We start from the raw sequence: 22527 nt of genomic DNA, 5'->3' as shown, positions 1-22527 counted from the left end.
TTTTCAATGTCCGATTTCAACTGGAACGTTCAGTTGCCGCTGCACTTTGGCCTGACCGAAGCGCAGCAGATGTATCTCGTCAGGGCCTTGCCGGACGCCCCGCAACGAAGCGCCTTCGAAGCCTTTATCCAGCAACGCTTTCGTAAGGCCCACGGTGCCGATATTCGCCACTTCATGCCGGAGCTGTTTGGCATGAGCGAGGCGTCCGGCGCGCTTTGCGCGGTGATTGGCGTGCGTCTGGCGCGCAGCGGACCGCTGTTCCTGGAAGGTTACCTGGACGATGCGATCGATCCGCTGATCAGTGCCGCGGCCGACCAGACCGTAAGTCGCTCAGCCATCGTAGAGGTAGGCAATCTGGCTGCCAGCGACACCGGCAGCGCACGGATGAGCATCATCGCGATGACCTACCTGCTGGCCATGGGGGGGCTGGAATGGGTTGCCTTCACCGGGAACCTGGGGCTGGTCAATAGCTTTCACCGCCTTGGCTTGAAGCCCGTGACCCTGTGTGCTGCCGACCCGGCGCGTCTGGGCGATGACCGCCACGCATGGGGCAGTTACTACGAAAGCAAACCGTGGGTTCATTTCGGCAATGTTCGCTCCGGTTTCATTCATTTGCGCAACATTGGCCTGTTCAGTCGCCTGGGCTTGCCGACCTCTATTGAAGGGGCCTGCCATGTCGCCTGAAATGGAGCGCTTCAAACAGACCCTGCGTAATCATGCTGAGCAAAAAACCAACGCCATTGCGTTGTGGGGCGATCATCTGAAGCTGGACTACGCCACGCTGTATGCCGAGGTCATTTTTCGTCAGCAGCGCCTGCGCGATGAACGGGTCAGGGTGGTCGCCCTGGCGCTGGACAATGGCGTCGAAGCTCTGCTTTGGGACCTGGCCGCGTTGTTCGAGGGTTTGACCTGTGTAGCCTTGCCGCCTTTTTTCAGTCCGGCGCAACGCAGGCATTGCCTGGAGCAAAGCCAGGCCGAGCTCGTCATTGCCGAGCCGCAATTGCACGACGAACTGCTGGCGACCGGGTATCAGAAGTGCGGCGAGTTCTGGCACCGCACGTTCAATGGCCCGAACCGGATGCTTGAAGGCACTGCCAAGTTGACCTTCACCTCGGGCACCACAGGCACACCCAAGGGCGTGTGCTTGAGTGCCGACAGCATTCTGCGGGTCGCTCATGAGCTGCACCTGGCCAGCAAACCCACCGATCCGCAACACCACTTGGCGCTGCTGCCGCTGGCCATTTTGTTGGAGAACATCGGTTGTTACGCTGCACTGTATGCCGGCGCCACCTTGAGCCTGCCCGGCCCGAAAACCCTGGGAATTGAAGGCGCCAGCGGTGTGGATGTGCCGACATTGTTGAGTTGCCTGGCCAGCCGATCGCCCCAGAGTCTGGTTCTGGTACCGCAGTTGTTGCTGATGCTGGTCAACGCTGCCGAGCAAAAGGCTTTCGACCCACAGCACCTGCGTTTTGCCGCCGTGGGCGGCGCCCGGGTCAGCGAAGATTTACTGCATCGCGCTCAACGCGTGCGCATCCCCGTCCATGAAGGTTATGGGCTGTCGGAATGCGCGTCGGTCGTGTGCCTCAATCGCCCACAAGCACGGCGCCCCGGCAGTGTCGGACGGCCATTGCCCCATGTGGAGATTCGCCTGGCGGAGGACGGCGAAGTGCTGATCAAGGGTTCAACCTTGCTGGGCTATCTGGGAGAGGCACCGCACACCGCCCAGTGGTGGCCCAGCGGCGATCTCGGCGAGTTCGACGCCGAGGGTTTTCTTTACCTCAAGGGACGCAAGAAACATCAGTTCGTTACCAGTTTCGGGCGCAACGTAAACCCCGAGTGGGTGGAAGCCGAATTGACCCAGCGCGGGCCTGTCGCCCAGGCCTTCGTCTATGGCGAGGCCATGCCTCACAACCATGCGCTGCTCTGGCCCCATCGCCCGGACTGCACCGACGAACAACTGGCCGCCGCCGTGGCCCAGGCCAACGAGGCTTTGCCCGAGTACGCCCAGGTCCACCACTGGAGCCGGCTCGACCAACCCTTCACTGCCACCAACGGCTTGCTCACCGCCAATGGCCGGCCCCGCCGTGACGCCATCGTCGAACGCTACCGGGGGCAATTGAGCGAATCTGCATTTTCCGAGGAATCCGCACCATGAGTTTTTTTGACACGTTGCAAAAAGCCACTGAGCAAGAACGCATTGAGTTGTTCAACCTGCCGATCATCCGTGATGCGCTGGAGGGCGACGTCAGCCTGGAAAGTTACCGGGCCTTTCTGGCTCAGGCCTATTACCACGTGCGCCATACCGTGCCGTTGATGATGGCCTGTGGTGCGCGGTTGGCATCACGTCTGGAATGGCTGCGCGAAGCGGTATGTGAATACATCGAGGACGAATACGGCCACGAACAATGGGTACTCAATGATATTGAAGCCTGCGGCGGTGACAGAGCCGCTGTACGGGACGGACGCCCGTCATTGCCGATCGAATTGATGGTCAGCTTCCTCTACGACCTGATTGCCAGGGACAATCCGGTGGGACTGTTCGGCATGGTCAACGTACTTGAAGGCACGAGCATCGCCTTGGCCACACACGCCGCCGGCAGCATTCGCCGGCGCCTGGACTTGCCGGAAAGCGCCTTCAGCTACCTCAGTTCCCACGGCTCACTGGATATCGAACATATGCAGACCTACCGTCGACTGATGAACCGTCTGGATGACCCGGGCGACCAGGCCGCCGTCATTCACGCCTCCAAAGTGGTGTACCGGCTCTACACCGATATGTTTCGTGGCTTGCCGCGTAACGGGGAGAATCTGCATGCGCCTGTCTGAAGCTCGCGTCGTGTTGACCGGTGCCAGCGGCGGCATCGGCCTGGCCATTGCCACCGCACTGTGCGCCAGTGGTGCCCAGGTGCTGGCCGTGGCTCGGCATCGGGAACCGTTGGTGCCGCTGCTTGAGCGTTATCCCGGTAACCTGAGTTGGGTCCGTGCGGACCTGACGTTGCTCTCCGACCGCCGTCAGGTGTTGGCGCAGGCCCAGGGCACCGGTGGCATCAACCTGCTGATCAATGCCGCCGGGGTCAATCATTTCGCCATGCTCGAACAGCTGGACGACAGCGAGATCAATTCGATGCTCGCGGTGAACATCAGTGCGCCCATGTGCCTGACAAAACTTTTGTTGCCGCAGCTAAAGCAAGCCGCCAGTGCCATGGTGGTAAACGTCGGTTCGACCTATGGCTCCATCGGGTACCCCGGCTACGCCAGTTACTGCGCCACCAAGTTTGCCCTGCGCGGGTTCTCTGAGGCCCTGCGCCGGGAGCTGGCCGACACTCGGGTCAGTGTGCTTTACGTCGCCCCGCGAGCGACCCGTACCAGCATGAACAGCCCGGCGGCCCAGGCGCTGAACGATGCGCTCAAGACCAATGTCGACGATCCGCAAGCCGTGGCGGCCTCAGTGATTCACGCCATTGCCGGTGACCGTCGCGACTTGTACCTGGGCTGGCCCGAACGTTTTTTTGTACGCCTGAACAGCTTTTTGCCCCATCTGGTGGACCGTGGGTTGCGCAAACAATTGCCCCTGATCCGCCGCCTGAGCCAGAAACCCGACCAGGAGAATGTCAAACCATGAGAAAGATCATCGCTTGCCTACTGCTTGGCGCAATGAGCCAGAGCGTCTGGGCGCTGGACCCCGCCGACCAGCAACGCCTCAACGGTATCCAGCAAAGCTGGGCGCACATTCAATACGAGTTGCCCGAGGGGCAACGGACCGCGGCTTTTGAAAAGCTGGCCGCTCAGGCTTCGAGTTTCAAGCAGGAGCGCCAAACGGTGGCTGAGGCCTGGATCTGGTCTGGCATCGTCACCAGTAGCTGGGCGGGCGCACAGGGTGGGCTGGGTGCGCTGAGCAAGGTCAAGGATGCGAAAGCCGATCTGGAAACAGCCTTGACCCTGGACCCCAAGGCCCTGCAAGGCTCAGCCTATACCAGTCTGGGGGCCCTCTATGACCGCGTACCGGGCTGGCCCATCGGTTTCGGCGATTCGGACAAGGCCGAACAGTTGCTCAAGCTGGCATTGCAAATGAACCCCAACGGCATCGACAGCCTGTACTTCTGGGGCGATCACCTCTACCGTCAGAAGCGTTATGTTGAAGCCAGGGCAGCGCTGCAAAAAGCCTTGCAGGCTGCGCCTCGACCTGGCCGCGAGAGCGCTGACGTCGGGCGCCGCAAGGAGATCGAGACGCTGTTGGTGGATGTGAACAAGAAACTCGGCTGACAGGAGACCCTGTGCGCTTATTACTCATAGAGGATGACGTGGCGCTCGGCGAGGGTATTCATCAGGCCCTCAGCCGGGAAGGTTATACCGTCGACTGGTTGCAGGACGGCAACAGCGCCTTGCACTCGCTGCGCAGTGAAATCTTCGATCTGGCGGTGCTCGACCTTGGCCTGCCACGCATGGACGGTCTCGAAGTGCTCAGGCGCTTGCGTGACAGCGGTTCCAATCTGCCGGTGTTGATCCTGACCGCGCGCGATGCCACCGAAGACCGTATCGCCGGTCTGGATGCCGGCGCCGATGACTACCTGATCAAGCCTTTCGACCTGGCAGAATTGAAGGCGCGCATACGTGCGTTGCTTCGTCGCAGTGCCGGGCGTGGACAATCGCTGATCGAGCACGCAGGTATCAGCCTGAACCCCGGCACCCAGCAAGTCAGCTACAAAGGCGAGCCAGTAGCCCTGACACCTAAGGAATACCAGTTGCTCCACGAACTGCTCTCGCCACCGGGTCGGGTAATGACTCGCGATCATCTGATGCAGTTGCTGTACGGCTGGAACGAGGAGGCCGAAAGCAACACCCTGGAAGTGCACATCCATCACCTGCGCAAGAAGTTCTCCACCGATCTGATCCGCACCGTCCGTGGTATCGGCTACTTGGTGGAGGAGCGTCGATGAGCTCTATCCGGCGTCGGACCCTGGTCCTGATCATCGGCCTGATGCTCGCTGGCCTGGCCGTGATCAGTGTGTTGAATCTGCACGACAGCAACCACGAAATCGCCGAAGTCTATGATGCCCATCTGGCCCAGAACGCTCGCCTGCTACAAGGCGTCATGCGTATGCCCATGGTGAGCAAGGAACACGCGGATCTGTACAAGGCTTTCAACCAGGCCCTGAACGAGGCGACGCCCGGGGGCGAGGGGCATCCGTATGAAACGAAAATTGCGTTTCAGGTCTGGAACGCCAGGAACGAAGTGCTGGTACATACGGCCAGTTCTCCGTCCTTCAGCACACCCGCGGTCACACCAGGTTTCAGCGATGTAGTCGACCTGAACAACCGGCATTGGCGTGCCTTCCTGCTTGTAGACAAGCAGAACAACCTGCGCATCTGGGTGGGCGAACGGGAAGACGTGCGAATGGACTTGGTGGACCGCATCGTACGCCACACACTGTGGCCCAATATCCTGGGGAGCTTGTTGCTGGCCGCCATGATCTGGCTGGCCATCGGCTGGGGACTCAAGCCACTGGTCAATATGGCTGCAACGCTGCGGGCCCGGCATCCCGGTTCACTCGAACCCTTGCAATTGACGCCGCTACCCACTGAGCTTGAGCCCATGCAGGCCGCCCTCAATCGTATGCTCGCGCAAATTCAGGACGTCATGGGGCGCGAGCGACGCTTTATCGCCGACGCCGCCCACGAAATGCGTACACCACTGGCCGTGCTCAGGATCCACGCTGAAAACCTGATGGCGGCGGGGAGTGAAGCGGATCGTCGCGCATCGCTCGAATTCTTGATTGCCGGCGTGGACCGTACCAGCCGACTGGTTAACCAATTGCTGACGATGGCTCGTATAGAGCCTACAGCAGGGACTAAAGCGCCTGTGCCTATTGATCTGGCCAGCACCGTTCGCGATAGCCTGGTTCAGTTGACGCCCTGGCTACTGAGCAAGGGGCTCGAGCTGGTTTTTGATGTCAGGGACGACATCAGTCTTGCCAGAGTCGACCCCGCTGCGATCGATATTGCCTTGAACAACCTGGTGACCAATGCGGCGAATTTCTCTCCCCGGCACGGAGTGATCACCGTCAGGCTCGTCGAAAAGGAAAATAGCTACGAACTGACTGTCGAAGATGAGGGGCCGGGCATCAATGAGCAGGATCGTGAACGGCTTTTCGAGCGTTTCTACAGCAGCGGAAATCATCAGGGTGCAGGGTTGGGGCTGACTATCGTCAAGGCCATTGCCGATCGCTTTGGCGGGCAGATCAAACTGGAGAACCGCAGCCCTGGAGGGTTACGCGCCACGTTAGAAATTCGTCGCTCTTGACGTTGTTCCTGGTGTTGTCTGGCGCAACCGAAAAATCACTTCGGCAAACCCCTGGCGTTGGCTCAGGCAAGCGTCATACCGGGCGTCCGTTCAAGCCGGCCGCACCGCCAGGATTTGCTCGATCAGCCACGCCAGCGCCGGCTCATGTTGGCGTTGCGCCAGATACACCAGTTCGAGGTGGAACGAGCCGACGTCGAAGGGCAGTTCGAACACCTGTAGCGGTAGCAACTGCGCGAATTGATTGGCCAATTGGGTCGGCAGGACGACGCTCAAGTCCGAATGGGCGACCAGGTGCGCCGCCTGCAGGTAGTTGGGCGTGGTGTAGACGATTTTGCGCGACAGGCCTTGCTTGCCCAGCCATTGGTCGACCATGCCCCGCGACTGGCCGCCACTCACCCAGAGATGGCGCAGCCCCAGAAAGTCATCCAGTGTGAGTGTGTCGTGTGCTAGCGGATGCTGCTTGCGCACGGCCAGCCGCAGGGTTTCGCTGTGCCAGGCCCGGCGGGTGAAACGCGCCGGCACTTCTTCGAAGCGTCCCAGAACCATGTCCAGTTCACCCCGATCCAGCAGCTCGGCAGGAAGGCTGGGGGCCAGGTGAGCAACGTCGATACGCAGGTTTGGCGCCAGCTCTCCCAGGCGTGCCAGCAAGGGCGGCATGCACAGCTGCTCGACAAAGTCGGTCAGGGCGATGCGCACCTGCTGCTGGCTCAGGCGTGGGTCGAAGGTTTCCCCGGCATTGAGTGTCTGTTCGATCTGTTGCAAGGCCGCGCGAATCGGCCCCTCAAGCGCCAGCGCCCGGGAGGTGGGTTGCATGTGGCGGCCAACCCGCACCAGCAAGGGGTCGTCGAACAGTGAACGCAGGCGGGCGAGGGCGTTGCTGACGGTGGGCTGGCTGAGGGCCAGGCGCTCGGCCGCTCGCGACACGTTCTGTTCGCGCAGCAGCATATCGAGGACGCGGAGCAAATTCAGATCGAAGCTTTTTAAATTCAAATTACAAATACCAGGCATATGAAAATGAAATTTCAAAAATAGTAGGCGCCTGCTTAGGGTGACGGCAATCTTTTCCGCTGCGCCAACCCATGAGGTCGACATGAAGTATCAAGCTCCCCTGCGCGACATGCGTTTTGTGCTGCACGAAGTGTTCGATGTCAGCGGCCATTGCGCGCGGTTGAACAATGGGCTGGACCGGGAAACCATCGACGGCGTCCTCGAAGAAGCCGCCCGCTTCGCCGCCGAAGTGGTCGCGCCGCTGAACCGCAACAGTGACGAGCAGGGCTGTCAGTTGATCGACGGCCACGTCACAACGCCCCAGGGATTTCGCGACGCCTACCGGCAGTACGTTGATAACGGCTGGGCGAGCATGACCGGACCGCTGGAGTTCGCCGGCCAGGGTTTCCCGCAGCTGATTTCGGCCAGCTTCCACGAAATGCTGATGGCCGCCTCATTGTCGTTTCGCATTTATTCCGGCCTCACCGAAGGCGCGGTACTGGCTCTGCATCGCCATGGCAGCGAGGTGCTGAAGCAGGCTTACCTGGAGAAAATGGTCAGCGGTGAATGGTCCGGTACCATGTGCCTCACCGAGCCCCAGGCCGGTACCGACCTTGCCCTGCTGCGAACCCGTGCCCAACCTCAAGCCGACGGCAGCTATCAGGTCAGCGGCAGCAAGATTTTCATCAGTGGTGGCGAGCAGGACCTGACCGCCAACATCGTTCATCTGGTCCTTGCCCGTTTGCCGGATGCACCGGCCGGGGTGAAGGGCATCAGCCTGTTCCTGGTTCCCAAGTTCATTGCCGCTGCCGATGGAACTCCGGGGCCGCGCAATTCGCTGAGCTGTGGCGCACTGGAACACAAGATGGGCATCAAGGGCGCGTCCACCTGCGTGATGAACTTCGACGGCGCACAAGGCTGGTTGATCGGTGAAGCGAATCAGGGGCTGGCCTGTATGTTCACCATGATGAACGATGCACGCTTCCAGGTTGGCTTGCAGGGACTGGGCATCGCCGAGGCCGCCTTCCAGGGTGGCCTCGCTTATGCCCGTGAGCGCCTGCAATCGCGGGCCATCAGCGGCCCGGTGGCGCCGGACAAGAGCGCCGACCCGATCATCGTGCACCCCGATGTTCGGCGCATGCTGCTGACGCAAAAAACCTTGAGCGAAGGCTGCCGCTTGCTCGCGGCCTACACCGCACTGCAACTGGACCTCGAACACGGCGACCCACAACCCGAGGCTCGCCAGAAGGCGAGTCGTCGGGCAGCGCTGCTGATTCCGATCGTCAAGGCCTTCTTTACCGACGTCGGCCAGGAAGTCGCCAGCCTGGGCGTTCAGTTGTACGGCGGCCACGGTTACATCCGCGAGTGGGGCATGGAGCAGTTGATGCGTGACAGCCGCATCACTCAGCTATACGAAGGTACCAACGGTATCCAGGCGCTGGATCTGCTGCGGCGCAAGGTGCTGGGCGACGGCGCAACGGAACTGGGCGCCTTGATCGATGAGCTGGCCGTGCATGTCGACGCGGCCGGCTCGCAAGCAGCGCTGAGGCAAATGGTCGAGGCAATGCAGCAGCGTCTCGCCGAGTGGCGTGAACTGGGTACCGAGGTGGTCGAGGCGTGTCGGCGTGATGTGCAGGAAATCGGCGCCATGTCGGTGGACTTCCTGGCGTACAGCGCTTACGTGCTGGTGGGCGGGCTGTGGTTGCAGGCGGCTGTGCGTGCCCAAGCGGCACTGGATGCTGGTACCGACGAACCCGGGTTCTATCGGGCCAAGCTGCAAGCGGCGGATTTCTACTGGCGCCGGGTGCTGCCCCGTGCCAGTGGCCACCGCGAAAGCCTGCGGGGCGGAGCCCATTGCCTGATGGCCATGGACGAGGCCGATTTCGCCTTTTGATGGCAGCACAGTGCGGCGGTAACCGAGAGACCCCGGTTACCGCCGCACTGCATGCACCGTCTATGTTCAGGCTTGCGCGGCGCTGACCTTGCCAGTGATCGTGGCATTCTTGCGGACCGCTTGATACAGCAGGCTGGACACCATGAACCCGACAATGGCCAATACGCTCATCAACGAGAACACGTAGTTGTAGCCCTGCTGACCCGGGAAGTGATCAAGGATGGCGCCATAGATGACGTAGGCGAACATGCCGGGCGCATAGCCGATCAGGCAACCGATCCCGAATGCTGAACCGGTGATGTGCTGGGGAATGCCGACTTCACCCATGGGTGCCCAGAACACGCCGCGCATGGAAAAGACAATCAGCGCGAAGGAGAGGGTGGCCGCCATGCCTGCGTAGATGAAGTCCGGGCTTTTCGGGATGAGCATGATGACACCCATCAGCGGCAACAACGCCAGGAATGCCCACTTCAGATAGCGGCTGGAACTCTTGAACTGTTTGTCGGCAATGAAGCCACCGGCAGGGCCGCCCAGGATCTTGAGGAAGTACTGGTTGATGATGCCGTAGGCGCCCACCAGGGCCACGGGCAGCTCGTACATTTCCTTGAGGTAGGGAATGAAATAGGTCAGGCCGCAGTACACGATGTAGACCATGAACACGTTGAGGCTGACCAGCCAGATGCCCGGCACCTTGATGGCCTCGAACAGGTTCGACAACCCGTTCTTCGGCTTGACGGTCGACTGGGTTTTGCCGCTCTTGAGCAGCAGCCAGGTCAGGGTACCGGCAAGAATGTCGATGACCGAGTAGAACAGGATCGCCGATTTCAGACCGTTTTCACCGGAGCCCATGGCGACAAAGACGCCCAGCGCAGAGAAGGCGACCAGGGTATCGATGACGCCACGCCCGCCTTCGAGCAGGCCGAACAGGCGACCCTGTTCCTTATCGTCGCCAAGGTTGCGGATGGCTTTGAGCAGCGAAGGCCAAAAGAGGCAGTCGGCACACACGGCCAGCAGGCAGAACACCACCAGCAGATTGCTGAAGGGCGGGAAGGTCGCCAGGTAAAGTCCGAGGCCGCCGGTACCGATCAAGCCAAGGGGGATCAGCTTGCGCGTGTCGTACCGGTCGGCAAGCATGCCGCCCACCACGAACAGCGCAGTGGCGATGATGGCGTTGGCGCTCAGCAGCACGCCGATTTCAGTGTGGGACAGCCCCATGAATTCTTGCATGGGGATGTAGAAGGCGTCTTTGAGATTCGCCAGCTTGTAGATGGTGCCACCACCGAGGATGAGAATCAGGAATCTGAGCCATTTGGCCTTGTCTTGGGATGTCATTATTGTTCTCCAGGCGTTATTGGGTAGGCAGTGCCGGTCGGCACGTCAGGTTCAGGCGTTAGCGCAATGGGCCAAGGTCAACTCGGCCAGGGTGCGGAACTCGGCCAGCAGACCTCGTACGTAGGCGACCTGGTTGTTTGCCCAACGGTGCTCATCGACCAGCATTCGCTCCAGCGAGAAGCCTTCCGGCAGCGCTGTTTCACTCATTTCCCGGTACGCAATGAACGGGTCCGCGGCTTCGTCGAGCTGGCGGAACGCCGGGGCGACGTAGTGGTTTTCCTGCTCCAGGATGAAGGCGATCACTTGCGGGGATGATTCGCCGAGCATCAGCAATTCGAACAACATGCGTGCGTTGGGCAGGTCGTCTTCGTCACAGCCTTGCAGCACACCGTAATGCCCGAAGCCGTTTTGTTCAGGCACGATGCGCACACCCTTGAGGTGGGTCTGGCGTATGTGCGGCGCCAGGGTGCGCAGTGCCGCCAGGGGCTGCTCGCAGGCATTGATCATGTTGCCGAAGTCGAACAGCGCGTGCAGGCGAGGGTGGTTCAGCCGGTTCAGCAGTTGCGCGATTTCGGCGCTCTTGAGTTCTTCATGCTGTTCGAAGTCGAAGAACAGGTCGTGCTCGTCTGCCTGTTGCGCGAGGTAGTGCAGGTCTGACTCGATCACGTCCATGACCCGGGACAACGCCCCTTCGTAGCGTGAGTAGACACGGATGTTGCGGGTGCCCAGCGCCTTGGCAATGGCGATCACTTGATCGACATCTTTTTTCAGCGTGCTGCTGATTTCCAGATGCACATCCAGCCCCAGCGCATTGGCCTTGTCTGCAAACGCCTGAAGTTGCGCGGCGGTCATTTGACTGAGGCTGTTTTCCTCACCGTCGAGCAGGTGCAGGCTCAGGCCCTGCAGTTCGTGGCGATAGGCGAAGTCCAACAGGTCGCCAGGGGTGACACGGCCGTGGGTCAGGTTGGTCAGCAAGGGGTAGGCATGGGCAAACAGGCGCAACTGTGCCAGTCGGTCGAGCAACCGGCGGGCCAGTGCCTCGGTCAGTACGGGGGGAGCTCCGGCCTCGACAGCCTTATGGCTGAGCAAGGCGTTGAATCGTTCCTGGATCTTATTGTTCATTCGAGTCGTTCCTGGTTCAGACACCGGGTCTACCGGCGCAGCCTTTATCGCGCCAGTCAGGAACTCTCGATAGATCCATTATCAGTTAAATCATAAGACCACTTGCCTTGGGTCAGGTGGCCGGTTGCAGGTAGCCCATTTTGTCCAGGGCCTGGGCCAGTGCTTCGACGCGCGCTTGGGCCTGGTCCTCGGGGGTGCTGGCAAAACCGATCAACAGCGCCGGTGGCAAGACATGTTCGACGCAGTAGTCACTCAGGGGATAGGTATGAATGTCATGCTGGCCGAGTTCCCTGGCCAGGGCGTCGTCATCGAGATGCGCGGGTAACCAGGCGATCAGGTGCATGCCGGCTTCCACTGGCGTGATCCTGAAGAAAGAGCCCAGTCGTTTCTGCAGTTGTTCGACCAGTGCCTGCTGGCGAGCCTGGTACAGGGCGCGCATTCGACGAATATGGCCGAGAAAGTGGCCTTCGCGCATGAAGTCCGCCGTGGCGGCCTGTAGCAGCGTGGGCGGGCTGCGATCCATGACCGCCCGCAGGGTGCAGAAGGGTTCGATCAAGGCGTTCGGCAGTATCACGTAACCCAGTCGCAGCGAGGGGAAGAGCACTTTGCTGAAGGTTCCGGCGTAGATGACCCGGGCCCATTGGTCCATGGCATAGAGTGCCGGCAGGGGGCGACCGTTGTAGCGAAATTCACTGTCGCAGTCGTCCTCGATGATCCAGCTTTGATTCTGGGCGGCCCAGTCGATGAGTTCCTGGCGTCGCCCATAACTCATGGTGACGCCCAAGGGATGCTGACGGGAAGGTGTGGTAAACACCAGGCGGGCGTCAGGACACAAAGCCAGGCCTTGCCGGACATCGATCCCCTGTTCGTCGATACGCAACGGCACGACCTGACCACCTTGGGCCTGGAGCGCAATTCGCGCCGCGATATGCCCCGGATCTTCCATCCAGAAACTGTCCTGCGGATTGAGCAACAGCATGCCCAGCAGGTTGAAGGCTTGCTGGGCGCCGGACACGATGACCACCTGATCGGCAGTGCAATCGATGCCACGGGCATCGAAGACGTACTCGGCAATCGCCTCGCGCAGGGCCAGCAATCCCTGCAGTTCGCCATAACCGAGCATGGCTTTGGTCGGCTTGTGCAGGTGACGGTTCAACAGCCGCTTCCAGACCGATTGCGGGAATGCATCGTAGGCGCTGTGGCTGGGCAGGAACGAGGTCGGGCTGCCGGTCGCCCAGTCGGCATAGGAAACGCCGCGAAAATGATCGCTGCGCAACGACAGCATGGACTGGCTCAAGTCGGACAGGCGAGGGGGCTGGCGCTTGTATTCATCGTCTTCAATACCGCGGCTTTCCCATTCATGGCCGACATAGGTCCCGGCCCCGGTCCTCGACGTCAGAAAACCTTCGGCAATCAGTTGATCGAACGCATTGAGAATGCTGATTCGCGACAGCTGCAGTTCCTTGCTCAGGGTCCGGGTGGAGGGCAGGCGCACGCCACCCTGAATCCTGCCACTGAGGATCTGTTTGCGAATCTGCAAGTAGAGTTGGCGGTACAAGGGGATGGAACTGGCACGGTCCAGCTCGATACCTGACAACAGCAAACCTGCGGAGGATTTCATTTTTGGTTCGTCTGGATGAAGTGTGGTTTGACCTGAATTGCCGTCAGGCACCCGGGGGCGAAAGGGTATCGAGGGGGGCTGGATAAGTCATCCACCACAGCGTCAGCGTCACAATAATATGGCTGCCGAGTACGGCAGTGCACTAACGCTTCTGTCGACCGCCCATGAAATTGAGACGATCGTTCTGAGTTGCATATAGGAATGATATGTATTTACTTACAAAAGATAATCGTTATTATTCGCGCGATAATTCAAACAAAGGTGTCCATGGTGGCTCGATCGCGCATTTACCCAGCCTCTCTGTCGTTGCTGGGTGTTCTGGTTGTACCTGAATTACAGGCAGAAACGGAGTCTGCTCTAACCCTACCGGCAACCGCTGTGAACAGTGAGTACAGCGAGCAGAGCTACATGTCGACCGAGAGCAGGAGCGCGCTGAAGATCGACGCCCCTCTACGAGATATCCCGCAAACCGTCACTGTGATTCCCCAGAGCGTCATCAAGGATCAGGGGGCGCGGTCGATGGAGGACGTGCTGAAGAACGTCCCTGGTATCGGCCTGTCCAATGGTGACGGTCAGCGCGATCAGGTCACCATCCGTGGTTTCAGTGCCATTGGCGACATGTATGTCGACGGCATTCGCGACGATGCGCTGTACTTCCGGGATCTGTCCAACGTCGAGCGGGTGGAAGTGATCAAGGGGCCGGCTGCGGTGCTCTATGGCCGAGGCTCTTCGGGGGGGCTGATCAACAGCATCAGCAAGACACCCAACTTCGCACCCAAGCAGGAGGTCGGCGTCAGCGTCGACAGCGAGGGCGAAAAACGCACTCAGTTCGATGCCGGCTGGGCCGATCAGCAGCAGGGCAATAAAGCCTTTCGTGTGACAGGCGCGCTGGAGAACAGTGACACCTTCCGGGATGACGGCTACACCGACCGCAAGGCCATCGCGCCTTCGGCCTACTTCAAGCTCTCGGATGATCTGGAACTGGACCTGGGTGCTACCTATCTGTATGACAAGCGCCTGATTGACTTCGGCATCCCGGCACGAGGCGACCGACCGGTCGATGTGGACCGCGACAAGCGCTTCGGTGCCGCCGACCCGGATGATGACTACACCCGTAGCGAAGTGTTCTCGTTCACGGCGGGTGTCGACTACCGGATCAACGACGATTTCAGCCTGAGCAATACCAGTCGTTACTACCACTACGACCTGGATCGCAACAACACACTCGCTGACTCCAGCCCGACACGTTTCGTCACTGCTCCCAATGGTGAACTGCTGGTAAAACTCAACCGCGGCAACGTGCAGCGCAAGGAGGACGGGTGGTTCAACCAGACCGAACTCAAGCAGCGCGCCGTGCTTGCCGGGATGAACCATAACCTGCTCTATGGTGTGGAGTTGGGGCGCCAGGTGAAGGACCAGTCCGTATTCAGCCAATCCAATGTGGCCCGGGTGCCGGTGTACCGCGATGCCTTGGTCGACGTGCCGTTCCAGGCCAACCGGCAAACCGCCAAGGGTACCAACACCCAGGACACCGCCGGCTTCTACGTACAGGACCTGATCGAACTGGCGCCACAGTGGAAGGCACTGCTGGGTGTGCGTTACGACGTGTTCGACCAGGAGTACGCCGATGACCTGACGCACAGCGAGCTGTCCCGCACCGATACGACCTGGAGTCCGCGAGTCGGTCTGGTCTACCAGCCTGATCAAGTGCAGTCCTATTACGTCTCGGTGAGCCGCTCCTACCAACCCTCCGCCGAGATGTTCGCCCTGAGCACGACGAACCAGGATCTTGAACCAGAGGAAACCACCAACTTCGAGATCGGCGGCAAGTGGGACCTGCTCGACAATCGCTTGGCGTTGACCGCGGCGCTGTTCCGTCTGGAACGCACCAATATGAAAACCAGCGATCCGGCGAACCCGACCAAACTGGTGCTTGCGGGTGAGCAGCGCACCGACGGTCTTGAGCTGACCGCCAGCGGGCAGTTGAGTGACAAATGGCAGGTCTATGCCGGTTACGCCTTTCTGGATGCCGAAATCACCAAGTCCAACAGCTTTACCAACGGGGTCGCCAACGAAGGGCAGGTGCCCACTCTGACGCCGCGCCACAGCGCCAACCTGTGGTTGGTGCGTTCACTGACGCAAACCTGGCGTGTGGGCATGGGGGCCAACTATGTCGATGATCGCTATACCGCGCTGGATAACAATGTGGTCATGCCGGCTTACACAACCGTGGACGCCGCGCTGCTGTACAACGAGCCGAAATGGGACATGGCCCTGCGTCTGCGCAACGTTTTCGACAAGGACTATTACGCTTCGGCGCATGGCTCAGTGGATCTGATCACACCCGGTGCCCCGCGGACGCTGGAGCTGAGCACCAACTATCGCTTCTGAGTACAGACCTGAAGAACGGGCGCCCGGCATTGTCGGGCGTTTGTTTGAGGGGATTGTCTCCTGAAGCGATAGCCGGTTCCTCAGGGCGATCCGGTTAATGCGCATGAGGGCGTTCACAGGGGGGCTTTCAAAAAGCGCTGTTCATGATCAGGGTCCGGCAACAGGCATGTGTCGTATTTCCCGAAGAGCCGATAACGATTAAGCGCAATGCGGTCGTATGCCCAATCCAGAAGCGTGCGAGGAAAAATGCGCAACAGAAGCACGGGGTGCCAGCGTGCGGGCAACTGGGCAATGACTTCGAAATATGCTTGCGAACGCTCCCAGTAGTGTCGGTCGCGGATCACCGCCATGGTGTGGAACTGATCCAGGGGCAAACCTGCCCATGCGAGCAGCGCCTGCCCCTCGGGTGACTGAACCGCCGCCAACCGCACGCGCCGCTGGCGGTCATGGCGAATCAAGAATCTCACCCAGCCATTGCATAGCTTGCAGACACCGTCGAACAAAACCACCGTCTCTCCCGGTTTGAGCAACGGCGCGGGTGAGGGGCGGGTTTGCGAGGCTGGCATAGGCGTGGGTCCAAGGGATCTCGGTTAAACCGGCGCTAGCAGCACCTTGGATGCTGCTAGCGAGGCTTGAGGCTGCACATTTCTGTCAGCCGGGGGGCAGGCTACATCGATCAGCTGTTGGTGTGATTGGCAGCCTTGGCTTTGCTTTCAGCGACAGCGGCTTCAGCCTTCTGTTTCTGTGCAACCTGGAAGGCCTCCATCGAGACTTTCCGGGCCGACTCCATGCGATTGAACGTCTTGTCACCACCACCTGTGGCCATCGCCAGAGAAGACGCGGTCAGAGCGGCGATTACGAAAAGGGTTTTCATGGATTTCATTTGGGTATCCTCAAGTGACATTTTACGAACTGCTAAAAATGGGTTTTTTGGCTAAAGCTGAACTTCCTTGTCTCACCATCCAGCCAGGGCGGCGTTTCCTGGTGACCAGGTGCCTTGGTCCCTACGTGCTTCGGTGTCTCTGCTTTTTGCCCAGGTAGTGAGCAGTACCATCGCTCCGAAACCACCGACGATGAGTACCGGATAGGCTGCCAGCAACTCCACCAGCGAATACTTCCAGGCCAGCGGACGACCAACACCCAGCATGGCGGCATAGAACCACGACACGCCAGAGAGGGCGCCGGAGAACAGCGCCAGCATGCGCAAGCTGAAGGAGAGTTTGAGTAACGAACCGGCTTTTTTCAGCGCCGGCAATACCGCGCTATGCAACAGGAAACCGTTAAAGGTCAACAGCACAACTATGCCGATTTTGGCTTGCAATTTTGGATTGAGGAAATATTCCATCCCCTTGCCGGCATAATCGATCCCGACAATACCAATGCCCGTAATCCAAAGCGCTACAAGTGCAAGCACTACGGTTTTTTGAAGGCTTTCCATGTGCGCGTCATCGTGGTGGCCTGACGCATCTCCCTTCAGGAGTTGCTTGACCATTGCAATGTCACTGGTCAAGACCAGCCCGATTGCTACGCAGCAGGCGATAAGATGAAAATATACAACGCCTAAACGCACATATTCCACGGTGGACGAAGAGAACATACTAAGTTCCATGGTGACCTCTTGGTTTCAATAGTGAATCAACTTGGCTCTATGCACGGTTTGATTGGAATTTACCGTTGCTGACTGCCATTTAGATCCAGCAATTGTTATCAATTAATCTTGCGACATTAAGCCACCAAGATAAAAGTGAGTTTCTCGAATGAACTTTTTAGTCATTCGATCATGTCCATTTTCAAGTAACAAAAACCTCAATCGCACTCAGTGCATGGGAGGTTTAACTTCCGCTTCTGGGGGGGCGGTGAGGCCCGGAATCCGATCGACGAGCGGATCAGGCAATGCTGGTGGGGTTGGCAGGGCTTGCACCCCATTCGAGGAAACGGATCTTGTGAAGCTCACCCTGGCTGTCCAGGTAGACCACAGTCACTGGTACTACGCCGGTCTTGTCGGATGTATCGGTGCGCTGCAGTACCTGTTTCACATCGATGTCCATACCGTAGTGATAATCGACGGCTGAAACATGTGCGCCGGGTTCTTGCAGGTTGTTCTGGTCAAAGACACTGGGTGCGAGACTGGAAATCACGGCACTGACAATTGTGGTCATGCTCATAAGGCTATACCTCCACTGAAGTTCGCTTGACGGGGACCTAATGTGACACGTTGAGTAAGTGAAGTTCACCTTGCCGCGACGAACGCGCCTGCCTGAAAAGCCTGTAGTGGCTGCAAACTCCCGGCAATTCCCCACGCTTGACGCCTTTCGACCATTCGTCCTTTTAACCCCGTATTTGTTGACCAAAGTCCGTTTTTGAATGATGTCATAACATGTCATGATGGATTTTCATGCAGGGTGAATCAGTGATTTGTTGCCTGATGCCAAAGGCAAAAAAGCCCGCTCAATGGCGGGCTTCGTAATCGGTTTTTCCTATAGTGCGTCGCCAAAACCCTTACGGAATTCGTCTTCAAGCTTCTGACAAGTTTCTACGATTATGCTTTTCCCGACTGCAGGGCCGGAGTAGCTGTTTACTTCCTGGCGGCATAGTTCGACGGCATCTCGGGCCTGCATCATTTCCTTGTCTTGCGACCTGTTACTGACAGCAGAGCCGAAAGCCAGGTACAAGGTGATGGCGATAATGGCTCCGATGAGGACCTTGCTGACAGGGCCCATTCTCTTTACTGACGGTAGTGGCCGCCCAGGCGGGATTTGTATTTTCTGCCTGAGGTCGGATTGGTAGTGCTTGCATAGAATGGCTTCAGCCATGATGACTTCCGCGCAATATGGGCAACTCATTTTTCCAGCCTCCACAGATGAAACTCCTTTTTCAAAACAGGATTCTATCATTGGGACTGGGGGCGTTGAGGGACGCGTCGCTGTTTTCCACTGAGGCTGCCTGTTGTCCGGATGCAAGATGGTCAACAGGCACTAAAGGCTATCGGCTGAAACGTTCGGCCAGGCTGTGCAGATAATCGGCCATGACTTCCAGATCCTGGCTGATCGCGGCGCCTTGCTTGGCCTGCCCGGCACTGTGGTCGCACAGTTGGGCAATCCGGGTGATCTGCTGATTGATATCTTCAGCCACGTGACTTTGTTCTTCAGACGCCGAGGCCATCTGCTGGCTCATGCCGGTTATCCGGGTGACGGCCTGGCTGATGCCGACCAACGCCGACTGCACCGCCTCGACACTTTGCATGCTTTCGCGGGAAATCTGCTCGCCACGATTGGCCGTTGATACGGCGCGATCGGCACCGACATACAGTGAAGCGATGATGCCGTGGATCTGTTCGGTGGAGGTGCGGGTGCGTTGTGCAAGGGAGCGCACCTCGTCGGCAACCACGGCAAATCCGCGACCTTGCTCACCTGCCCGGGCCGCCTCGATGGCCGCATTGAGCGCCAGCAGGTTGGTCTGTTCGGCAATGGAGGTGATGACATCCACGACACTGCCGATCGATTGCGTTTCGCTCGCCAATGCATCGACCGCCTGGCCAATCTCGTTGACCGCCTCATGCATGGTTTTCATGGCGCTCAGGCTTTGCCGGGCCAACTCACTACCGTCACGGGTCAACTGGTCAGCCTCCGACGCGGCATGTGCGGTGCTGATGACGTTCTGCGTGACTTCCTGAATGGTGGCGGCCATCTGTGAAATGGCGGCGGCAGACTGATCGGTTTCACTGCGCTGACGATCAAGCGACTGCGCCTGGGAACCTGAGAGCTCGGATGATTGCGCCGCCTTGGCCTTGACATTGACCCCGGCATCGACGAGCCGGCTCAGGGCTGTCTGCAGGCGCGCTTCCTCACTGACCATGGCCATGTCCAGTTGCCCCTGGGGGCCGTAGTTATCGCTGTAGGTGAGGGCGACCAACGGATCGGAAAAGGCTTTCGGATGCTCGACCAGGGTACGTTCGATGGCCTTGCGATTTCGGGACTCGATCAGGTACCAGGCAACTCCAAGGCTCGCGATCAGGACCCCTTGTGCCGCGGTTGTCGATAGCCACTGACGACCGAGCAGTGAAACCCCGCCAGCCATCAATAATGGCCACCCCTGTCGCAGTGGCCGGAAAATCCGCGCGCTGCGCGCAACGATCGGCTTGCCGGCCCGCATCCTGGAATAGAGCGCTGATGCCCGGCGGACCTGGTCGCGGCTGGGCACCGAGCGGACCGACTCGTAGCCACTCATGCGTCCGTTTTCATAGATGGGCGTGACGTAGGCACTGACCCAATAGAAATCACCATTCTTCGAGCGGTTTTTCACAATACCCATCCAGGGTTTGCCTTGCTTGATGGTGTGCCACATATGCACGAATACCCCGGGTGGCATATCGGGGTGTCGAACCAGGTTATGGGTCTGACCCACCAGTTCGTCGTAGGTGAAACCGCTGATGGCAACAAAGGCGTCGTTGCAGTATGTGATTCGGCTATCCAGATCGGTGGTGGAGATCAATCGCTGTTCGGTGGGGAAAACACTTTCATGCTCGGTTACGGGTAAATTCACACGCATACAATGCGACCCCTCGGATTATTATTATGTTGAGCATATAAATCAGAAATGCGCCCAGGCATTGCGCCAGCCGGGCCAGGTGTCAGATCGGGGGATTCAACGCGCGGGCCCGAAGAGGAATTTATGGACGGGGGAGGCTATCGACCATTCATTCGACGACAATTTCTTGTCATTTCATGACAAATCGGCGATATCAATGTGAAATCATGCGCCCTCTATACAGGGCAGGTGCCTGGCATTGCGGGCAAGCCATGGAGAAAGGCGGCAATCTGCTGGCTATTGCACAAATGCACCACAGGAATCCGCGGGCCTGTGGTCAGGCGCACCGCCTCGATACCGGGGCGATAACCCTGATCGAAATTCCACACAAAGTTCAGAAAGGTCAGGAACGCCCGGTCGAGCTTCTCTGGGCAACCGGCTGCAAGGTCAGGGCGAGGGCGCTTGCTGACGCTGCGCATGATCACTCGGGCGAAGCAGGTCAGTCGCGGCGTATCGAGCCAGATGATCAGGTCGGCCCGGGGCAGGCGAAGGTCAAAGGTGCGCCGGGCATAGTTGCCTTCACAAATCCAGGTATCCGCTGCGATCGCGGCGCTGACCCGCGCGCGGAATTGCTCCGCGTCGGGTTCTATCCAGCCGGGCTCCCAGAACAAGGTATCGAGGTGCACCACGGGCAGGCCCAGACGCTTGCCAAGGGCGCGGGCGAGGGTGGATTTGCCGCTACCGGCATTGCCTAGAATTACAATCCGTTGCATGAGTGACGTCCTGTCGCGAAAAAAGCCGGCAATTGTGCAGGGTTTTGACGGCCAGTCAACGGCCGCTGAGGGAAACCTAGCTCACGTGACGCCTGGCCGGCTCGTTTCGTGTTTTCAGGCGGATGCGCCCACGCCCTCGGTTTTCTCCTGCACCGCAACGTCGTGCAGGGAAATCCTTGAAGTCTCCGGTAATGCCAGCCCGCCCGCCAATGCGAGCAATGCAATCGCAATCAGGTAGAACGCTGGCGACAGGTTGCTGCCGGTGGTGCTGATCAGCCACGTTGCCACCAGCGGCGCGGTGCCACCGAAAAGGGTGTACGCCATGTTGTAGGTGATCGCCGAGGCGGTGTACCGAGTGCGGGTAGGGAAGGTTTCCGAGAGCAAGGCCGCCGTTACCACGCCACACAACACCGCGCCAATCGCCAGGAGCATGACGCCGACGATGGACGCGGCGAACGAGCCGGAGCTGGCCATCAGGAACGATGGATACACGACCAGGATCAACAGCGCGCATGCGGTCATCACCGTGACACGACGCCCAACCCGGTCCGAATACAGCCCGGCCAGCGGGCAGATCGCCGCAGCGAACAGCAATGCAATCAGTGACACCAGCAAGGCTGTTGCGCGACTCAGGCCACCGGCCACTTGCAGGTAGGTCGCGAAGTAGGTGGTGAACATATAAAACGAAAGTGCCGTGAGTGACACAAAAGCGCCCAGGCAACAGATCGCCGCACCATGGTTGCGCAAGGTTTCCTTGAGTGGAGAATGTGCGACAGCATGTTCCTGAGTCACCGCCTGGAATGCCGGTGTCTCATCGAGCTTCCAGCGCAGGTAAAGACCCACCAGGCCCAAGGGGGCGGCAATCAGGAACGGCAGGCGCCAACCCCAGCTCCCCATTGCTTCGGCCGACAATGATGCCTCGAGCGCGTAGGCCACCACGGCGGCCGCGGCGAAGGCGGAAAATGTCGATACCGGAATGAAGCTGCCGTACCAGGCGCGCTTGTCACTCGGCGCATGTTCCATCAAGTAGGCACAGGCACCTGCGTATTCTCCCCCGGCGGAAAAGCCTTGGGCGCAACGGATCAGGGACAGAAGAATCGGCGCCATGACCCCGATTGCCGCATAAGTGGGCAGCAGGCCGATCAAGGTCGTGGCACCGGCCATCAGCAGGATGGTCATCGCAAGGGTGCGCTTGCGGCCGATCCTGTCGCCCAGCATGCCGAAGAAAATCCCTCCAAGGGGCCGAAACGCAAAGGCCACGGCGAATACCGCAAAGGTCTTGAGCAGCGCGGCACTGGCATCGCCGCTGGGGAAGAATTGCTGGGCGATGGTCGTGGCCAAAAAGCCATACACCGCAAAGTCGAACCACTCGACGAAATTGCCGATGCCGGCAGCCACAATCACTCTTCTCAGTGTTTGTGGGCTGACTTGTTCCGTAGTTGCGTTCGTCATGCTTGACCTCGACAGATCGTCAGTAAGCTATCGATTATCGTGGCAGGCACTGAGGTGGTTCACTTCAAAAGTGTCACCCACATAGTCAGTACCGACTTCAGGCCATTGAATCAGGCATGATTCGCGC

At 59.3% G+C, this 22527-nt stretch carries 20 protein-coding genes and 2 pseudogenes; 9 read left to right on the top strand and 13 right to left on the bottom strand.

The features are described 5' to 3' along the window. Window positions 1–6: 6 nt before the first annotated feature. From PSJE_RS03240 to PSJE_RS03210, 7 genes are read left to right on the top strand one after another with little or no spacing between them, the layout of a single operon-like run. Window positions 7–684, top strand: coding sequence for a thermostable hemolysin (locus PSJE_RS03240; RefSeq protein ID WP_090455122.1), 678 nt, complete (start codon window positions 7–9; stop codon window positions 682–684). Then, window positions 674–2155, top strand: coding sequence for an AMP-binding protein (locus tag PSJE_RS03235; protein WP_090455123.1), 1482 nt, complete (start codon window positions 674–676; stop codon window positions 2153–2155). Before PSJE_RS03240 ends, PSJE_RS03235 begins: the two co-directional genes overlap by 11 nt. Further along, a complete protein-coding gene (locus PSJE_RS03230; RefSeq protein WP_090455124.1) occupies window positions 2152–2826 on the top strand; it encodes an iron-containing redox enzyme family protein in 675 nt (224 codons plus the stop codon). The genes PSJE_RS03235 and PSJE_RS03230 overlap by 4 nt, the downstream gene beginning before the upstream one ends. Continuing rightward, window positions 2813–3622, top strand: a complete 810-nt coding sequence (locus PSJE_RS03225) for an SDR family oxidoreductase (RefSeq protein WP_090455126.1) — start codon at window positions 2813–2815, stop codon at window positions 3620–3622. Before PSJE_RS03230 ends, PSJE_RS03225 begins: the two co-directional genes overlap by 14 nt. After that, window positions 3619–4263 carry a tetratricopeptide repeat protein gene (locus tag PSJE_RS03220; protein ID WP_090455127.1) on the top strand — a complete coding sequence of 215 codons (645 nt, stop codon included), beginning with the start codon at window positions 3619–3621 and terminating at the stop codon, window positions 4261–4263. The genes PSJE_RS03225 and PSJE_RS03220 overlap by 4 nt, the downstream gene beginning before the upstream one ends. Before the next feature lie 11 nt (window positions 4264–4274). Next, window positions 4275–4937: a response regulator gene (locus tag PSJE_RS03215; RefSeq protein WP_057714885.1), complete on the top strand. Its 663-nt coding sequence runs from the start codon at window positions 4275–4277 to the stop codon at window positions 4935–4937. Next, on the top strand, window positions 4934–6301 hold the full coding sequence (locus PSJE_RS03210) for an ATP-binding protein (protein ID WP_090455128.1): 1368 nt from the start codon (window positions 4934–4936) through the stop codon (window positions 6299–6301). Before PSJE_RS03215 ends, PSJE_RS03210 begins: the two co-directional genes overlap by 4 nt. A gap of 90 nt (window positions 6302–6391) precedes the next feature. On the opposite strand, the gene PSJE_RS03205 is transcribed toward PSJE_RS03210, so the two are convergent. Further along, the gene (locus PSJE_RS03205; RefSeq protein ID WP_090455129.1) at window positions 6392–7309 is read right to left on the bottom strand and encodes a LysR family transcriptional regulator; all 918 of its coding nucleotides are present in this window, start codon (window positions 7307–7309) and stop codon (window positions 6392–6394) included. A gap of 82 nt (window positions 7310–7391) precedes the next feature. Here PSJE_RS03205 and PSJE_RS03200 point away from each other — a divergent pair, with 82 nt between their 5' ends. Next, complete coding sequence (locus PSJE_RS03200; protein WP_090455130.1) at window positions 7392–9182, top strand: acyl-CoA dehydrogenase C-terminal domain-containing protein; 1791 nt, start codon at window positions 7392–7394, stop codon at window positions 9180–9182. A gap of 66 nt (window positions 9183–9248) precedes the next feature. Here PSJE_RS03200 and PSJE_RS03195 read toward each other — a convergent pair whose 3' ends face one another. The 3 genes from PSJE_RS03195 to pdxR form a co-directional block, all read right to left on the bottom strand. Continuing rightward, the gene (locus PSJE_RS03195; protein ID WP_057714881.1) at window positions 9249–10514 is read right to left on the bottom strand and encodes an MFS transporter; all 1266 of its coding nucleotides are present in this window, start codon (window positions 10512–10514) and stop codon (window positions 9249–9251) included. A 51-nt stretch (window positions 10515–10565) separates the two neighbouring features. Further along, complete coding sequence (locus PSJE_RS03190) at window positions 10566–11636, bottom strand: sugar phosphate isomerase/epimerase family protein (RefSeq protein ID WP_090455131.1); 1071 nt, start codon at window positions 11634–11636, stop codon at window positions 10566–10568. Window positions 11637–11748: 112 nt separating this feature from the next. Beyond that, window positions 11749–13257 carry a MocR-like pyridoxine biosynthesis transcription factor PdxR gene (gene pdxR / locus PSJE_RS03185; protein WP_090455132.1) on the bottom strand — a complete coding sequence of 503 codons (1509 nt, stop codon included), beginning with the start codon at window positions 13255–13257 and terminating at the stop codon, window positions 11749–11751. 267 nt (window positions 13258–13524) lie between these two features. Here pdxR and PSJE_RS03180 point away from each other — a divergent pair, with 267 nt between their 5' ends. Next, window positions 13525–15648, top strand: coding sequence for a TonB-dependent receptor (locus PSJE_RS03180; protein WP_090455133.1), 2124 nt, complete (start codon window positions 13525–13527; stop codon window positions 15646–15648). A 113-nt stretch (window positions 15649–15761) separates the two neighbouring features. On the opposite strand, the gene PSJE_RS03175 is transcribed toward PSJE_RS03180, so the two are convergent. From PSJE_RS03175 to PSJE_RS03140, 9 genes and pseudogenes are all read right to left on the bottom strand, one after another. Then, window positions 15762–16214: a thiol-disulfide oxidoreductase DCC family protein gene (locus tag PSJE_RS03175; protein ID WP_090455135.1), complete on the bottom strand. Its 453-nt coding sequence runs from the start codon at window positions 16212–16214 to the stop codon at window positions 15762–15764. Window positions 16215–16324: 110 nt separating this feature from the next. Next, window positions 16325–16531, bottom strand: a complete 207-nt coding sequence (locus PSJE_RS03170; protein WP_090455136.1) for a co-regulatory protein PtrA N-terminal domain-containing protein — start codon at window positions 16529–16531, stop codon at window positions 16325–16327. Window positions 16532–16603: 72 nt separating this feature from the next. Next, window positions 16604–17257 (bottom strand): hypothetical protein, encoded by a 654-nt coding sequence (locus PSJE_RS03165; protein WP_057714875.1) that lies wholly within the window; start codon window positions 17255–17257, stop codon window positions 16604–16606. Window positions 17258–17534: 277 nt separating this feature from the next. Continuing rightward, the gene (locus PSJE_RS03160; protein WP_090455138.1) at window positions 17535–17813 is read right to left on the bottom strand and encodes a DUF2790 domain-containing protein; all 279 of its coding nucleotides are present in this window, start codon (window positions 17811–17813) and stop codon (window positions 17535–17537) included. A 312-nt stretch (window positions 17814–18125) separates the two neighbouring features. After that, on the bottom strand, window positions 18126–18461 hold the full coding sequence (locus PSJE_RS03155) for a hypothetical protein (protein WP_090457872.1): 336 nt from the start codon (window positions 18459–18461) through the stop codon (window positions 18126–18128). Window positions 18462–18630: 169 nt separating this feature from the next. Further along, window positions 18631–19605, bottom strand: a pseudogene (locus PSJE_RS32105) (methyl-accepting chemotaxis protein); the annotation flags it as partial. Between the two features lie 282 nt (window positions 19606–19887). Further along, window positions 19888–20196 (bottom strand): annotated as a pseudogene (locus PSJE_RS32100) (PAS domain-containing protein); the annotation flags it as partial. A gap of 215 nt (window positions 20197–20411) precedes the next feature. Continuing rightward, a complete protein-coding gene (locus PSJE_RS03145) occupies window positions 20412–20948 on the bottom strand; it encodes a P-loop NTPase family protein (RefSeq protein WP_090455142.1) in 537 nt (178 codons plus the stop codon). Window positions 20949–21062: 114 nt separating this feature from the next. Further along, the gene (locus tag PSJE_RS03140) at window positions 21063–22400 is read right to left on the bottom strand and encodes an MFS transporter (RefSeq protein ID WP_090455144.1); all 1338 of its coding nucleotides are present in this window, start codon (window positions 22398–22400) and stop codon (window positions 21063–21065) included. Window positions 22401–22527 lie beyond the last annotated feature (127 nt).

Source organism: Pseudomonas jessenii (genome assembly GCF_002236115.1).
In the GTDB taxonomy this organism is placed as follows: domain Bacteria; phylum Pseudomonadota; class Gammaproteobacteria; order Pseudomonadales; family Pseudomonadaceae; genus Aquipseudomonas; species Aquipseudomonas jessenii.
The sequence above is the reverse complement of the archived record's forward strand: the minus strand, read 5'-3'. Positions and strand labels throughout refer to the sequence as shown.

What these genes read in the sequence shown, in the direction of transcription:
- PSJE_RS03240 (WP_090455122.1), top strand. Translation starts at nt 7, where the DNA reads ATGTCCGATTTCAACTGGAACGTTCAGTTGCCGCTGCACTTTGGCCTG.
- PSJE_RS03235 (WP_090455123.1), top strand. Translation starts at nt 674, where the DNA reads ATGTCGCCTGAAATGGAGCGCTTCAAACAGACCCTGCGTAATCATGCT.
- PSJE_RS03230 (WP_090455124.1), top strand. Translation starts at nt 2,152, where the DNA reads ATGAGTTTTTTTGACACGTTGCAAAAAGCCACTGAGCAAGAACGCATT.
- PSJE_RS03225 (WP_090455126.1), top strand. Translation starts at nt 2,813, where the DNA reads ATGCGCCTGTCTGAAGCTCGCGTCGTGTTGACCGGTGCCAGCGGCGGC.
- PSJE_RS03220 (WP_090455127.1), top strand. Translation starts at nt 3,619, where the DNA reads ATGAGAAAGATCATCGCTTGCCTACTGCTTGGCGCAATGAGCCAGAGC.
- PSJE_RS03210 (WP_090455128.1), top strand. Translation starts at nt 4,934, where the DNA reads ATGAGCTCTATCCGGCGTCGGACCCTGGTCCTGATCATCGGCCTGATG.
- PSJE_RS03205 (WP_090455129.1), bottom strand. Translation starts at nt 7,309, where the DNA reads ATGCCTGGTATTTGTAATTTGAATTTAAAAAGCTTCGATCTGAATTTG.
- PSJE_RS03200 (WP_090455130.1), top strand. Translation starts at nt 7,392, where the DNA reads ATGAAGTATCAAGCTCCCCTGCGCGACATGCGTTTTGTGCTGCACGAA.
- PSJE_RS03195 (WP_057714881.1), bottom strand. Translation starts at nt 10,514, where the DNA reads ATGACATCCCAAGACAAGGCCAAATGGCTCAGATTCCTGATTCTCATC.
- PSJE_RS03190 (WP_090455131.1), bottom strand. Translation starts at nt 11,636, where the DNA reads ATGAACAATAAGATCCAGGAACGATTCAACGCCTTGCTCAGCCATAAG.
- pdxR (WP_090455132.1), bottom strand. Translation starts at nt 13,257, where the DNA reads ATGAAATCCTCCGCAGGTTTGCTGTTGTCAGGTATCGAGCTGGACCGT.
- PSJE_RS03180 (WP_090455133.1), top strand. Translation starts at nt 13,525, where the DNA reads ATGGTGGCTCGATCGCGCATTTACCCAGCCTCTCTGTCGTTGCTGGGT.
- PSJE_RS03175 (WP_090455135.1), bottom strand. Translation starts at nt 16,214, where the DNA reads ATGCCAGCCTCGCAAACCCGCCCCTCACCCGCGCCGTTGCTCAAACCG.
- PSJE_RS03170 (WP_090455136.1), bottom strand. Translation starts at nt 16,531, where the DNA reads ATGAAATCCATGAAAACCCTTTTCGTAATCGCCGCTCTGACCGCGTCT.
- PSJE_RS03165 (WP_057714875.1), bottom strand. Translation starts at nt 17,257, where the DNA reads ATGGAACTTAGTATGTTCTCTTCGTCCACCGTGGAATATGTGCGTTTA.
- PSJE_RS03160 (WP_090455138.1), bottom strand. Translation starts at nt 17,813, where the DNA reads ATGAGCATGACCACAATTGTCAGTGCCGTGATTTCCAGTCTCGCACCC.
- PSJE_RS03155 (WP_090457872.1), bottom strand. Translation starts at nt 18,461, where the DNA reads ATGGCTGAAGCCATTCTATGCAAGCACTACCAATCCGACCTCAGGCAG.
- PSJE_RS03145 (WP_090455142.1), bottom strand. Translation starts at nt 20,948, where the DNA reads ATGCAACGGATTGTAATTCTAGGCAATGCCGGTAGCGGCAAATCCACC.
- PSJE_RS03140 (WP_090455144.1), bottom strand. Translation starts at nt 22,400, where the DNA reads ATGACGAACGCAACTACGGAACAAGTCAGCCCACAAACACTGAGAAGA.